This window comes from Pseudomonas poae RE*1-1-14, from assembly GCF_000336465.1.
Taxonomy (GTDB): Bacteria; Pseudomonadota; Gammaproteobacteria; order Pseudomonadales; family Pseudomonadaceae; genus Aquipseudomonas; species Aquipseudomonas poae.
In genome coordinates, this window is the sequence record NC_020209.1 from 1,159,788 (window position 1) to 1,173,584 (window position 13,797).

At 63.4% G+C, this 13,797-nt stretch carries 14 protein-coding genes; 10 read left to right on the forward strand and 4 right to left on the reverse strand.

The window, feature by feature from the left end:
- Position 1: 1 nt before the first annotated feature.
- Positions 2 to 2,122: a TonB-dependent receptor plug domain-containing protein gene (locus H045_RS05350; RefSeq protein WP_329609550.1), complete on the reverse strand. Its 2,121-nt coding sequence runs from the start codon at positions 2,120 to 2,122 to the stop codon at positions 2 to 4.
- A gap of 195 nt (positions 2,123 to 2,317) precedes the next feature.
- Here H045_RS05350 and H045_RS05355 point away from each other — a divergent pair, with 195 nt between their 5' ends.
- From H045_RS05355 to H045_RS05390, 8 genes are all read left to right on the forward strand, one after another.
- Positions 2,318 to 3,343: an NAD(P)H-dependent glycerol-3-phosphate dehydrogenase gene (locus H045_RS05355; protein ID WP_003233207.1), complete on the forward strand. Its 1,026-nt coding sequence runs from the start codon at positions 2,318 to 2,320 to the stop codon at positions 3,341 to 3,343.
- A 10-nt stretch (positions 3,344 to 3,353) separates the two neighbouring features.
- Positions 3,354 to 3,701, forward strand: a complete 348-nt coding sequence (locus H045_RS05360; RefSeq protein ID WP_003233205.1) for a DUF4389 domain-containing protein — start codon at positions 3,354 to 3,356, stop codon at positions 3,699 to 3,701.
- The gene (gene sixA, locus H045_RS05365; protein WP_003233203.1) at positions 3,698 to 4,147 is read left to right on the forward strand and encodes a phosphohistidine phosphatase SixA; all 450 of its coding nucleotides are present in this window, start codon (positions 3,698 to 3,700) and stop codon (positions 4,145 to 4,147) included. Before H045_RS05360 ends, sixA begins: the two co-directional genes overlap by 4 nt.
- Positions 4,148 to 4,179: 32 nt before the next feature.
- Positions 4,180 to 4,623, forward strand: coding sequence for a hotdog fold thioesterase (locus H045_RS05370; RefSeq protein ID WP_003233201.1), 444 nt, complete (start codon positions 4,180 to 4,182; stop codon positions 4,621 to 4,623).
- A 97-nt stretch (positions 4,624 to 4,720) separates the two neighbouring features.
- Entirely contained in the window at positions 4,721 to 5,524 is an 804-nt protein-coding gene (locus H045_RS05375) for an alpha/beta fold hydrolase (protein ID WP_015371652.1), read from the forward strand.
- Positions 5,521 to 6,375 (forward strand): alpha/beta hydrolase, encoded by an 855-nt coding sequence (locus tag H045_RS05380; protein WP_015371653.1) that lies wholly within the window; start codon positions 5,521 to 5,523, stop codon positions 6,373 to 6,375. Before H045_RS05375 ends, H045_RS05380 begins: the two co-directional genes overlap by 4 nt.
- 102 nt (positions 6,376 to 6,477) lie before the next feature.
- A complete protein-coding gene (locus tag H045_RS05385; protein ID WP_015371654.1) occupies positions 6,478 to 7,296 on the forward strand; it encodes a DUF4892 domain-containing protein in 819 nt (272 codons plus the stop codon).
- A 72-nt stretch (positions 7,297 to 7,368) separates the two neighbouring features.
- Positions 7,369 to 8,421 (forward strand): AI-2E family transporter, encoded by a 1,053-nt coding sequence (locus H045_RS05390; protein WP_003233193.1) that lies wholly within the window; start codon positions 7,369 to 7,371, stop codon positions 8,419 to 8,421.
- Positions 8,422 to 8,794: 373 nt separating this feature from the next.
- Here the strand turns inward: H045_RS05390 and H045_RS05395 are convergent, their stop codons facing one another.
- Both H045_RS05395 and H045_RS05400 read right to left on the reverse strand, forming a co-directional pair.
- On the reverse strand, positions 8,795 to 9,832 hold the full coding sequence (locus tag H045_RS05395; protein ID WP_003237164.1) for a sensor histidine kinase: 1,038 nt from the start codon (positions 9,830 to 9,832) through the stop codon (positions 8,795 to 8,797).
- Positions 9,832 to 10,593, reverse strand: coding sequence for a response regulator (locus H045_RS05400; RefSeq protein WP_032871333.1), 762 nt, complete (start codon positions 10,591 to 10,593; stop codon positions 9,832 to 9,834). The genes H045_RS05395 and H045_RS05400 overlap by 1 nt, the downstream gene beginning before the upstream one ends.
- A 248-nt stretch (positions 10,594 to 10,841) precedes the next feature.
- Here H045_RS05400 and pyrF point away from each other — a divergent pair, with 248 nt between their 5' ends.
- A complete protein-coding gene (pyrF, locus tag H045_RS05405; protein ID WP_003237161.1) occupies positions 10,842 to 11,540 on the forward strand; it encodes an orotidine-5'-phosphate decarboxylase in 699 nt (232 codons plus the stop codon).
- Between the two features lie 138 nt (positions 11,541 to 11,678).
- On the opposite strand, the gene H045_RS05410 is transcribed toward pyrF, so the two are convergent.
- Positions 11,679 to 12,686, reverse strand: a complete 1,008-nt coding sequence (locus tag H045_RS05410) for an NADP-dependent oxidoreductase (RefSeq protein ID WP_015371655.1) — start codon at positions 12,684 to 12,686, stop codon at positions 11,679 to 11,681.
- 227 nt (positions 12,687 to 12,913) lie between these two features.
- Between H045_RS05410 and H045_RS05415 the strand changes: the two genes are divergently transcribed.
- On the forward strand, positions 12,914 to 13,675 hold the full coding sequence (locus H045_RS05415) for an SDR family oxidoreductase (protein WP_003237158.1): 762 nt from the start codon (positions 12,914 to 12,916) through the stop codon (positions 13,673 to 13,675).
- The last annotated feature ends 122 nt before the right edge of the window (positions 13,676 to 13,797 follow it).

Here is a 13,797-nt window from a genome sequence, read left to right on the forward strand (position 1 = left end):
GTCAGAACTCCAGCGCCGCGCTGAAGTAGAGGACATGACGATGATCATAAATATTGTCGGCCCAGGTGGTCGGCTGGTTGTCGAGGCGTTGTTGCAGCATGCCCGCCAGCTCCACGTTGGCGTTGCCCACGGCAATGCGCTTGGCCACCCGCAGGTCGACCCGTTCGAAGCGATATTGGTTGAGCGCGTCGTCGCCGTAGTAGAACAGCGCGCTGGACCAGCCGTCACCCCATTCACGCAACCAGCCGGCCGAGCCGCTGTTGCGGGCGGTCTGGGCCTTGTCCAGCGGGTTGCTCGCGGTGGCGTCGACGTAGGCGTAGGTGAACCGCAGACGGTCGGCGTCACTCAGGCGCCAGTCCAGTTGCGACTCGGCGCCGACAAATCGCGAGCTGTTGCCGTTGCTGGCGATGTATTGGTTGTTGCGTAGCGGCGAGCTGATCATGTCAGTGATTTCGTCATAGAACAGCTTCACGTCCAGGTTCAGCCCGAGGTCGGCAAAGAAGCCGTTATAGCCCAGTTCCCGCGATTTCATCAGCTCTTTATCGAGGTTGCCCGGGCCCCGTGTCACCACAAAGTATTGCCCGGCGTTCTGCCCATAGGCCGGCGAGCTGAGATTGTTGACGCGGTAGCTCCAGTTGACGTTGTTCTCGAACATGTCCGGCGAGCGGATGGCTTCGGAGTACACCGCGCGCAGGCCGTGGCGCGGGTTGATCAGGTAGTTCAGCGCTACCCGGGGCGTCAGTGAGTGACCGCTCAGGCGCGTGTCTTCATACATGGCGCCGCCCTGCAGCAGCCAGTGTTCGCTGGCACGCCATTCGAGCTGGCCGAACAGGCGCCAGGTGACGTCGTCGAGGGTGCCGTTGAAGTAGGTGTCCGAGTCGGCGCGGTCGTAGCGATAGTTCATGCCGCTGACCAGGCGCAGGCTGTCGGACAGGCTGAGGGTGTCCTGAATCTCCAGATCGTAGCGGCTTTCGCGGGTGCTCTGGTCGATGTCGCCGCACACGTTCTGGCTGGCACCGTTGCGCCATTGGTCGAGCACCTGATTGCCCAGCGTCTGTTCGGCGGCGCTGCCCGGCGGGGCGCTGCCCTGGCTGTAGGTGTCCATGTGCCGCGCGAGCCGTTCGGCGTAGTTGGGGTTCAGTTGCCACAGGCGGGTCAGCTCCGGGCTGAACGAGACTTTCGCGTCGCAAGCCTTCCAGACCTGGCGGCGGTCCCATTGCTGGGCCGAGCCCTGGATATAGAGGCTGTGGTCGGGATTGAAATCGATGTTCCAGCGCAGTGAGCCTGCGTAGTCCCTGGCGTTGACGTCGGAGTTATTGCCACCTTCGGTAATCCCGGCGAAGACTGGTGCGTAGGTGTAGGGACGCTGGTTGGTGCCTTCCTTGGCATTCAACTGCCAGTCGAGGCTTTGTTGCGCATTCAGCGTCTGGCTCACGGCCAGGCTGAAGCGGCTCAGGCGGCGACTGTCGCGACGGTCGGCACCCACGGCGTCGCTGTCGAAGCCATCGTCCTGCTGGCCGGACATCGACAGGCGCAAATCGCCGGTTTCCCAGCCCAGGCCCTGGCTGGCGTAGACATCATTGATGCCGCGTTCGCCGCGCTGCACCTTTACCCGCGTGCCCTGGCTGTTGGCCGGTGAGCGCGTGAGGATGTTGACCACCGCCATCAGCGCATTGGCGCCATAGCTGACGGTGTTGGGACCGCGAAACACTTCGATGCGCTCGATATCTTCCATAGCCACCGGGATATCGCTCCAGTCGACGGTGGCCAGGCCCGCGCGGTACACCGAACGGCCGTCGATCAGCACCTGCATGCGGCGCGCATCGCTGGCGCTGGTGCCGTGATAGTTCACGGCGGCCTGATTGCCGATGGTGTAGCCGACCATCATCCCCGGCACCAGCCGCAGCAATTCGGCAATATCCCGCGCGCCGCTGGCCTTGATCAATTCGCTGTCGATTACCGTCATGCTGCCGGGCACGGCGGCGGCCGATTGTTTGAGGCGCGTGGCGGTGAGCACCTGCGGCAGCGGCTGGCTGTCGAGGAACAGGTCATCGGCGCAGGCGGCAGCGCTGCACAACAGCATCAACAACAGGGATGAGCGGGGAGGAGGGCCCAAATACACGGCACGGCCTTGATCATTGCGGATAGCCGCCCATGGTAACTGAGGTGACGGTTTATGCCAGTCGTTGGAGTTGCAATAGGTTCATCCAATTGTGGCATTTTCCGACGAGCGTACGAATTGACGCGGGGGCTGGCTGCAATTGAGGCGCTCCGTATAATGCGGCGATTGCCACTGGTATGGATAAACGGATTGCATATGACTGAACAGCGCCCTATTGCGGTACTGGGAGGCGGAAGTTTTGGTACCGCCGTGGCTAACCTGCTGGCTGAGAATGGCCACGTGGTGCGCCAGTGGATGCGTGACCCCGAGCAGGCCGAGGCCATTCGCGTGCACCGGGAAAATCCCCGTTACCTTAAAGGCATCAAAATTCATGAGGCGGTCGAGCCTGTCACCGACCTGCTGGCCACCCTGAATGCCTGCGACCTGTGCTTTGTTGCGCTGCCCTCCAGTGCGTTGCGCTCGGTGCTGGCCCCTCACGCCGAACGTCTGGCCGGCAAGCTGCTGGTCAGCCTGACCAAGGGCATCGAGGCGCAAACCTTCAAGCTGATGAGCGAAATTCTCCAGGAGATCGCCCCGCAGGCACGTATTGGCGTGCTGTCCGGGCCGAACCTGGCACGGGAAGTGGCCGAGCATGCGCTGACCGCCACCGTGGTCGCCAGCGAAGACGAGCAACTGTGTGAGCGCGTCCAGGCCGTGCTGCATGGCCGCACGTTTCGCGTTTATGCCAGCGCCGACAGGTTTGGCGTCGAACTGGGTGGCGCGCTGAAGAACGTCTACGCCATCATCGCCGGCATGGCCGTGGCCCTGGGCATGGGCGAAAACACCAAGAGCATGCTGATCACCCGCGCCCTGGCGGAAATGACCCGCTTTGCGGTCAACCAGGGCGCCAATCCGATGACCTTTCTGGGGCTGGCGGGCGTCGGCGACCTGATCGTTACCTGCTCCTCGCCCAAAAGCCGTAACTATCAGGTCGGCTTTGCGCTGGGTCAGGGTTTGAGCCTGGACGAAGCGGTGACGCGCCTGGGCGAAGTGGCGGAAGGGGTCAACACCCTCAAGGTGCTCAAGGCCAAGGCTCAGGAAGTGGGCGTCTATATGCCGCTGGTGGCCGGCTTGCATGCGATCCTGTTCGAGGGGCGTACCCTGGAGCAGGTGATCGAGCTGCTGATGCGCGCCGAGCCGAAAACCGATGTCGACTTTATTTCCACCAGCGGTTTCAACTGAGGAACGCGTCATGAACGATCCCAAAGCAGCCCCCAAGTATGAATCCATTGTGCTGCGCATCCTTTGGATGCTGGTGTTCGCCCTGGTGTGGCAGGTCGCGCAGTTCCTGCTCGGCGCGCTGGTGGTGGTGCAGTTGGTATACCGTTTGATCTACGGCGCGCCGAACCTGGGCCTGATGAACTTCGGCGACAGCCTCAGCCAGTTCCTGGCGCAGATCGGCCGCTTCGGCAGTTTCCATACCGAGCAGAAGCCCTGGCCCTTCGCCGATTGGCCGACCCCGCGTGCGCCCGAAGGCGAAGCCGCCCACAGCGTGCCACCGGCGCCGCACCCGGTGCGCGATGAGGAGCCCAAGCTGTGAAGCTGTGGATTCTGCGCCACGGCGAGGCCGAACCCCACGCGCGCAGCGACGCCGAGCGTCACCTCACCGAGCACGGCCGTGGTGAAGTGTTGCGCAGTGCTGCGCAGCTGATCGGCCAGCCCATCAGCGCCATCATTGCCAGCCCTTACGTACGGGCGCAGCAAACCGCGCAGCTGGTACGCGAGGCCCTCGGTTTTCAGGCTGAGATCCGCACGGTACCGTGGTTGACGCCGGACGGTAATCCGCCCCAGGTGCTGCAAAACCTCGAAACCGATGACAACGTGCTGCTGGTCAGCCATCAGCCTCTGGTGGGCAGCCTGATCAGCTTTTTGCAGCACGGCCATCTGCGCCAGTCGCAGCCGATGCACACCGCGAGCCTCGCGGAACTGGAAGGCGATTTTCCGCTGGCGGGGCTGATGAGCCTGGTCAGCGTGAAAAACCCGTAGGCCCTCCTGATAACAATAGAAAGGACACTCCCATGAGCCTGTGGCGCACCCAACCGAACATCGAGCACCTCAATACCCTGCAGAAAAACACCATCGGTGAAGTGCTGGACATCCGTTTCGAAAGCTTCGATGAGCACTCCCTGACGGCGAGCATGGCGGTCGACCACCGCACCCATCAGCCCTACGGCCTGCTGCACGGTGGGGCGTCGGTGGTGCTGGCCGAAAGCGTCGGCTCCATGGCCGCCTACCTGTGCATCGATGCCAGCAAGTTCTATTGCGTGGGCCTCGAGGTCAACGCCAACCATCTGCGCGGTGTGCGCAGCGGGCGGGTGACGGCGGTCGCCACCGCGATTCATATCGGCCGTACCACCCAGGTATGGGACATTCGCCTGACCAGCGACGAGGGCAAGGCCAGTTGTGTATCGCGCCTGACCATGGCCGTCGTGCCCTTGGGCGAGAACCCGCCGGCGCGATAGGCGTGGCGTGAGTGCCATCATTCCTGGCAGTTACGGTCATTGCCGTGCAGGCCGTGCGTGGTGACAATCGCTCCACTGTCTGTGCAGAGGGTCCGGTATGTCGCAGCACGTGTTTTTTGCCCACGCCAATGGTTTCCCTTCGGCCACCTATGGCAAGTTGTTTGCCGGCCTGGCCCCGGAATACGAAGTGGCTCATTTGCCGCAGCACGGTCACGATCCCAGGTTTCCGGTGGATGACAACTGGCAGAACCTGGTGGATGAGCTGATCCATCATCTTGAGCAACAGCCCACGCCGGTGTGGGGCGTAGGCCATTCCCTGGGTGGCGTGCTGCACCTGCATGCGGCCATGCGCTGCCCGCAGCTGTATCGCGGCGTGGTGATGCTTGACTCGCCGGTACTCACTCGCGCCGACCGCTGGGTGATCCGCGCCGCCAAGCGCTTTGGTTTCATCGACCGTCTCACGCCAGCCGGGCGCACCCTCGGCCGCCGCGAAGAATTCACCGACCTGGCCGCTGCGCGCAGTTACTTTGCCACCAAGGCGCTGTTTCGCGGGTTCGACCCGGACTGTTTCGAGGCGTACCTGCAACATGGCCTCTGTCCGGTGGGCGATCGCCTGCGGCTGCGCTTCGACCCGGCCACCGAAATCAGCATCTACCGCGGCGTGCCCCATACCAGTCCGGGACAGGTGCGCCAGTTACGGGTGCCGCTGGCCATGGTGCGCGGTCGCCAGAGCCGGGTGGTGATGCGTCACCATGCCAGCGGCGTCGACCGACTGCCCATGGGCGAAACGCTCACCGTGCCCGGTGGCCACATGTTCCCCCTCGAACACCCACAGGACACCGCTGCCTTGATCAAGACCCTGTTCGCCCGTTGGGAAAGCCGTGAGCGCAGTTGCGCATGAGCACGCCCGTCGAAGAAGTGCGCCTGAGCCTGCCGCATATCGAATTGGCCGCCCACCTGTTCGGCCCCGAGGACGGCTTGCCGGTGATCGCCCTGCATGGCTGGCTGGACAACGCCAACAGCTTTGCGCGCCTGGCGCCGAAACTGACCGGGTTGCGCATCGTCGCGGTGGATATGGCCGGCCATGGTCACTCGGCGCATCGCCCGACGGGCGCCGGTTACGCCCTGTGGGATTACGTGTTCGATGTGCTGCAAGTGGCCGAACAGCTGGGCTGGAAACGTTTTGCATTACTTGGTCACTCCCTCGGCGCCGTCGTGTCCACCGCCCTGGCCGGTGCCTTGCCGGACAGGGTTACGCATTTGGGCTTGATCGACGGCGTGATCCCGCCGACCGCCAACGGCGAGCATGCCGCCGAGCGCCTCGGCATGGCGTTGCAGGCGCAACTGAGCCTGAAGGACAAGCGCAAGCCGGTCTACACCACCCTCGACCGTGCGGTTGAGGCGCGCATGAAAGGCCTGGTGGCAGTCAGCCGCGAAGCCGCCGAACTGCTGGCCCAGCGCGGCCTGATGCCGGTGCCCGGCGGTTACACCTGGCGCACCGACAGTCGCCTGACCCTGGCTTCGCCGATGCGTCTGACTGATGAGCAGGCAATGGCGTTCGTGCATCGCGTCGGTTGTCCTGCGCAGTTGATCGTGGCGGCAGATGGCATGCTGGCGAAACATCCCGAATTGCTTTCCCAACTGCCTTTTGCGGCGACCACGCTGCCGGGCGGCCATCATTTACACCTGAATGATGAGTCCGGCGCAGTTCTTGTTGCAGACTGTTTCAATCGGTTCTTCTCCGCGCCTTGACTTGGTGCGGTCAACTGCCGAGGCTGGGCGGATTGAAAGGGAGTCCACCATGAACAATTCAAACATAACGCCTGCTTGCACTGGCCCAGGCTCACCGATCCAATGAGCCTGGGTAAAAGATGTTTCCGTGTTCTGGGGCTGGGTATATTCAGCCCGCTGGTATTCGCCGCCGATGTGCCGGGTAGTCAGGATCTGCCCGCCGTCGCCCGTCAGGTCGACGCGCAGATCGTCGATTACCGCCCGGCGCAAGAGAAAGAACGCATCTACCCCATGGGGGCGATCCGCAGGATCAGCGGCCAGCTGCGTTCCGAAAGCCAGGCCACCATCCGTGGGCAAGCCACCGCCATCACCTATGAACTGCCCGCCGAACACACATCGAGCGCCGCGTTTACCGCCACGCGCGAAGCGTTGCAGGCCAACGGCGCGCAATTGCTGTTCTGGTGCCAGGCCCGTGATTGCGGCGAGAGCAGCCTGTGGGCCAATGAGGTGTTCGGCAACGCCAAACTGGTGGGCGCCGACGGTCAGCAGGAATACCTGCTGTTGCGCCTGGCGGCCCCGCAGGACAATTCCCTGGTGGCGCTGTACGGCATCACACGAGGCAATCGCCGCGCCTATCTTCACGTTGAGCAACTCGATGCCGGCACGCCCCTGGGCACACTGCTGCCCACTTCCGCGACGTTGCTGCGTGAGCTTAAAAGCACCGGCGAACTGGACTTTCCCGCATTGGCCGCCGAGCCGGATGCCACCTGGCTGACCCTGATTTCCCGGGGACTGAACCTCGACACCAACCTGCGCGTCAGCGTGAGCGGCCCTTCGGCCGAGGCCTGGCGCCAGGCGCTGGTTGATAACGGCGTGCGCGCAGCCCGCCTGGAAACCGGTACCGGTGACGCTAAAGGCTTGCACCTGCATCTGATACGCTGAGCATCCCCGGGCGAACGGACCCGTGCCGTTCGCCTAAGCTACGTTCCTGAGACCTTCCTTTCGAGATTTTCCATGCCCAATAATGATCGCCTGCTGGTGCAAATCCTGCTGCTGGTGCTGTTTGGTGCCAGCTTCTGGGTGATGGCGCCGTTCTGGTCGGCGCTGTTCTGGGGCGCGGTGCTGGCCTTTGCCAGCTGGCCGCTGATGCGCCTGCTGACCCGTGCACTGGGCGGGCGCGAGTCGCTGGCTGCCGGCATCCTGACCCTGGGCTGGATGCTGTTGGTGGCGGTGCCACTGGTGTGGCTGGGCTTCAACCTGGCCGACCATGTGCGCGATGCCACGGTATTGATCAAGGACATTCAGGTCGATGGCCTGCCCGAAGCGCCCACCTGGCTGGGTTCGATCCCGCTGGTGGGCGAGCGGCTGGTGGGCATGTGGGACAGCATTGACGAGCAGGGCGCCGCGCTGATGATCAGCATCAAGCCCTACCTTGGCCAGGTGGGTAACTGGCTGCTGGCGCGCAGTGCGCAGATTGGCGGTGGCATCCTCGAACTGACCTTGAGCCTGGTCTTCGTGTTCTTTTTCTACCGCGACGGGCCGCGCCTGGCGATGTTCGCCCACCGTCTGCTGGAACGCCTGATCGGCGACCGGGCCGGGTACTACATCGAACTGGTGGCCGGCACCGTGCAACGGGTGGTCAATGGCGTGATCGGCACCGCCGCCGCCCAGGCCTTGCTGGCATTGATCGGCTTCCTCATCGCCGGCGTGCCCGGTGCACTGGTGCTGGGCATCGTCACCTTCCTGCTCAGCCTGATTCCCATGGGCCCGCCGCTAGTGTGGATCCCGGCCACGGCCTGGCTGGCGTGGAAAGGCGACTACAGCCACGCGATCTTCCTTGGCGTCTGGGGCACGTTCATCATCAGCGGCGTGGACAACGTGCTCAAACCCTACCTGATCAGCCGCGGCGGCAACCTGCCGTTGGTGATCGTGTTGCTTGGCGTGTTCGGCGGCCTGATCGCCTTCGGCTTTATCGGCCTGTTCATCGGCCCGACCTTGCTGGCGGTGGCGTACAGCCTGTTGATGGACTGGAGCGCGAGCCAGGCCCAGGGGCGGCGGGAAACATAGGTCTGCAAATTACAATGTGGGTGGGCGTGGTGAGCGGGCTTGTTGTAGCGAGCGGGCAAGCCTCAATGCCCTTCAGTTAAGCGCAGATTCCCTGTGGCGAGCAGGCTTGTCCTGCGTTGGGCTGCGCAGCAGCCCTAAACCAGGCGCTGAGCCATATCAGGTACGCCGCGTTTTGCTGGATTGGGGGCGCTGCGCACCCCAACGCGGGGCAAGCCCGCTCGCCACAATAAGCCCACAAGTTTTCCTTAACTGAACGCGATGCTCAGAGTAACGAAGATCAAATGTGGGAGCTGGCTTGCCTGCGAAGGGCTGCGCAGCAGCCCCTAAACAACAGAGCGGCCCGGCACAGAGGCTCCCGTTTTCCTGCCAGGATTCAAGCCCGAGGCAACCACATCACCGCTGTCAGCCCACCCCCCGGTGTTTCTTCCAGGCTCAGGCGGCCGCCAAGTCGTTCGACGGCTTCCCTGGCGATCGTCATGCCCAGGCCGACGCCGCCGGAATTGCGGTTGCGTGAGCCTTCCAGGCGAAAGAACGGCTCGAACACGGCTTCGCGCTGATCCGCCGCAATCCCCGGGCCGTGGTCGATGACACGAATCACCAGGGCTTCGGGGTTATCCGTCAGTTCAACGCGTGCGCTGCCGGCATAGCGCAGCGCGTTATCGATCAGGTTATTGAGGCCCGAACGCAGGGCCATCGGCTGCACCTGCAGCGGTGTGCATGAACCCGCATATTGCACGTCACACCCCTGGTCCTGGGCGTTTTCGCTCAAAGACTCCACCAGCGCCTGCACATCGAGCCAGTGCCGGGTTTCGCTGGTGCGCTGTTCGTGCAGGTAGCTCAGGGTGGCGTCGAGCATGCCGATCATGTCGTCCAGGTCCTGGCGCATCTGGCCTTGCAGGCGGGTGTCGTCGATCTGTTCCAGGCGCAACTTGAGGCGCGACAGCGGCGTGCGCAGGTCATGGGACACGGCGCCGAGCATGCGCGCGCGCTGGCTGACCTGCTCGCGAATGCGCCGTTGCATGAGGTTGAAGGTCGAGGCCGCTTGTCGCGCCTCGCGGGGGCCGGACTCGTTGAGCGGCGGGCTGTCGAGGTCCAGGCTCAGACGCTCGGCCGCTTCGCTCAGGCGCTGGATCGGTCGGCTCAGCAGTTTGGCGCCGTACCACGCGGCAATGATCAGCGTGATGACCTGGAACGTCAGCGGCACGACCGGGCCGCCAAACCATGGGCGCTGGTGCTTCTGGTGCACGGGCGTGAAACTGCCATCGGCGCTCTGCACATACAGGTCGCCGGAGGGAGGCGGGGGCGGGCCGTAGTGGTGAAACCAGAAGATCGTCAGCCCGTGGGCCAGCACAATGGCCACCAGCAACACGCCGAACAGCCGCCCGAACAGCGTGTTGAAAGCGTTGCGCATCAGCCGATATCCCGTGCGTCGAACAGGTAGCCTTCGCCACGCACGGTCTTGATCAACTGCGGCGCTTTCGGGTCGTCGCCCAGTTTCTGGCGCAGACGCGACACCAGCAGGTCGATGCTGCGGTCGAACGCCTCGATGGAGCGACCGCGCGCAGCGTCCAGCAATTGCTCGCGACTGAGCACGCGGCGAGGGCGCTCGATAAACACCCACAGCAGGCGGAACTCGGCGTTGGAAAGCGGCACCACCAGCCCGTCGTCGGCCACCAACTGGCGCAGGACGCTGTTGAGGCGCCAGTTGTCGAAGCGGATATTCGCGCGCTGCTCGGTGCGGTCATCGCGCACCCGGCGCAGGATGGTCTGGATACGCGCCACCAGTTCACGGGGTTCGAACGGCTTGGACATGTAATCGTCGGCGCCCAGCTCGAGGCCGATGATGCGGTCTGTGGGCTCGCAGCGTGCGGTCAGCATCAGGATAGGAATGTCCGACTCGGCGCGCAGCCAGCGACACAGCGACAGGCCGTCCTCGCCCGGCAGCATCAGGTCGAGCACCACCACATCGAAGGTGCCGGCCTGCATGGCCACGCGCATCGCGGCGCCGTCGTTGACGCCGGTGGCGAGAATATTGAAGCGCGCCAGGTAATCGATCAGCAGTTCACGGATCGGCACATCGTCATCGACAATCAGGGCACGGGTGTTCCAGCGCTTGTCGTCGGCAATTACCGCGTCTTTGGGCTCGTCGTTTACGGTGGAGGGGGTCTGCATAATGCGGTTATCTGCCTGGTGGATACGCTCAGCATAGGCGCCCAGCCCCATGGCTGGAAGTGCTGGACGGTCGGTCGTGGACGCGAGGCTAGCGCCGGGGCGTGTTGAGGGCATGTCGTGAATGTATCGATGCCGACACAAATGCCATAAAACCCGGACCGTCGGTATTTACCGATCACCGGATCCCGCAATGGCGCCGCTTGCGCTACAATCCGCGCCGATTTCGACTTGCCTGAGAGCCCATGCCAATGTCCGTCTGCCAGACGCCTATCATCGTCGCCCTGGATTACCCTACCCGTGAAGCCGCACTGCAGCTGGCCGACCAGTTGGACCCTGCGCTTTGCCGGGTCAAGGTCGGCAAGGAGCTGTTCACCAGTTGCGCGGCAGACATCGTCGGCACCCTGCGCGACAAGGGTTTCGAGGTGTTCCTCGACCTTAAATTCCATGACATTCCCAACACCACCGCCATGGCGGTCAAGGCGGCGGCCGAGATGGGCGTGTGGATGGTCAATGTGCACTGCTCCGGTGGCCTGCGCATGATGAGCGCCTGCCGTGAAGTGCTGGAACAACGCAACGGCGCCAAACCGCTGTTGATCGGCGTGACCGTCCTCACCAGCATGGAACGTGAAGACCTGGCTGGCATCGGCCTGGATATCGAGCCCCAGGAGCAAGTGTTGCGCCTCGCGGCCCTGGCGCAGAAGGCCGGACTCGACGGTTTGGTCTGCTCGGCCCTGGAAGCCCAGGCGCTGAAAACGGCGCACCCGTCGCTGCAACTGGTGACGCCGGGGATTCGTCCGGCGGGCAGCGCGCAAGACGACCAGCGGCGTATCCTTACCCCGCGCCAGGCGTTGGACGCGGGCTCGGACTACCTGGTCATCGGGCGTCCGATCAGCCAGGCCGCCGACCCGGCCAAGGCGCTGGCGGCGGTCGTCGCTGAAATCGCCTGATACCCAAGGCAAACACAAAAGTGGGAGGGGGCTTACTCCCGATTGCAGTGTGACAGTCGACATAGGCATCGATTGATCCACCGCTATCGGGAGCAAGCCCCCTCCCACATGTGTATGTGGGTGTCCTGAGAGACTGCGTCAGCTGACTTTGAGCACCAGCTTGCCGAAGTTCTCGCCATTGAACAGCTTCATCAAGGTCTCGGGGAATGTTTCCAGCCCGTCGACAATATCTTCTTTGCTCTTGAGCTTGCCCTGGGCCATCCAGCCGGCCATTTCCTGCCCGGCAGCGGCGAAGTTGGCGGCATGGTCCATCACCACGAAGCCTTCCATGCGTGCGCGATTGACCAGCAATGACAGGTAGTTGGCCGGGCCTTTCACCGCTTCTTTGTTGTTGTACTGGCTGATGGCCCCGCAAATCACCACCCGCGCCTTCAGCGCCAGGCGGCTGAGAACGGCATCGAGAATATCGCCGCCGACATTATCGAAATACACGTCCACGCCTTTGGGGCATTCGCGCTTGAGGGCGGCGGGCACGTCCTCGCTCTTGTAGTCGATGGCTGCGTCGAAACCGAGTTCGTCCACCAGAAACTTGCACTTGTCGGCGCCTCCGGCAATACCGATCACGCGGCAGCCCTTGAGCTTGGCGATCTGCCCGGCAATGCTGCCCACCGCGCCGGCGGCGCCGGAGATCACCACGGTTTCGCCGGCCTTGGGCGCGCCGGTGTCCAGCAGCGCGAAGTAGGCGGTCATGCCGGTCATGCCCAGGGCCGACAGGTAACGCGGTAAAGGCGCCAGTGTCGGGTCGACTTTATAGAAGCCTCGCGGCTCGCCGACGAAGTAGTCCTGCACGCCCAGCGCGCCGTTCACATAATCGCCGACCTTAAACGTCGGGTTGTTCGACGCAATCACCTTGCCTACGCCCAACGCGCGCATCACTTCACCAATGCCGACCGGCGGGATGTAGGACTTGCCCTCGTTCATCCAGCCACGCATCGCCGGGTCCAGGGATAGGTATTCGTTGTGCACCAGCACTTGCCCGTCGCCAGGCACGCCTACCGGGACTTCCTGATAGGTGAAGGTGTCACGCGTGGCCGCGCCGACCGGGCGTTTGGCGAGCAGGAACTGGCGGTTGGTCTGGTCAGTCATGGCAGGGACTCTTGAGAAATGAACCCCGAGTGATAGACCTGCGGTGGCGTGAATGCAAGTGTTCGCCAGACGTGCGAATGCTCGCCGATAGACAGGAATGATAGTGCTGCCGGTGCACTTATCACTGCGATTCATGCAGCCACAACCGGGCTTTTGATAGTGCTGACGCGCCAGACCTGGCCTTGGCTAGACTCGCCCACAGTTATTTCTCCCACAGGACCTTCCCCATGAGCATGACATTTTCCGGCCAGGTCGCCCTGGTGACGGGCGCCGCCGCCGGTATCGGCCGCGCCACCGCGTTGGCGTTTGCCGCCGAAGGCTTGCAGGTGGTGGTCGCTGATCTGGATGTGGCGGGCGGCGAGGGTACCGTCGCGCTGATCCGGCAGGCCGGCGGTGAAGCAGTGTTCGTGCGCTGCAACGTCACCCTCGAAGAGGATGTGCAGCAGTTGATGGCGCACACCATCGCCGCTTATGGCCGCCTGGATTACGCCTTCAATAATGCCGGCATCGAAATCGAGAAGGGCAAGCTGGCGGACGGTAGCCTGGATGAGTTCGACGCGATCATGGGGGTCAACGTCAAGGGCGTGTGGCTGTGCATGAAGCACCAGTTGCCGTTGCTGCTGGCCCAGGGCGGCGGGGCGATCGTCAATACCGCGTCGGTGGCCGGGCTGGGCGCGGCGCCGAAGATGAGCATTTATGCGGCCTCCAAGCACGCAGTGATCGGCCTGACGAAGTCGGCGGCAATTGAGTACGCGAAAAAGAAAATCCGCGTCAACGCAGTGTGCCCGGCGGTGATCGACACCGACATGTTCCGCCGTGCCTGGGAAGCCGATCCGCGTAAAGCCGAATTTGCCGCAGCCATGCACCCGGTGGGGCGTATCGGTAAGGTCGAGGAAATTGCCAGCGCTGTGTTGTACTTGTGCAGTGATGGCGCGGCCTTCACCACGGGCCAGGCCCTGGCGGTGGATGGTGGTGCGACGGCGATCTAGGACGCGATGCCGCCCGCCATTCGAAAAGGCCGGGGGTGGTTGTGGGGCGTTTCCAGAACGGACGAACGCTTCTTCGAATGTGTGTCATCAGGTAAATAATTCAATAAAATCAATACTTTAAT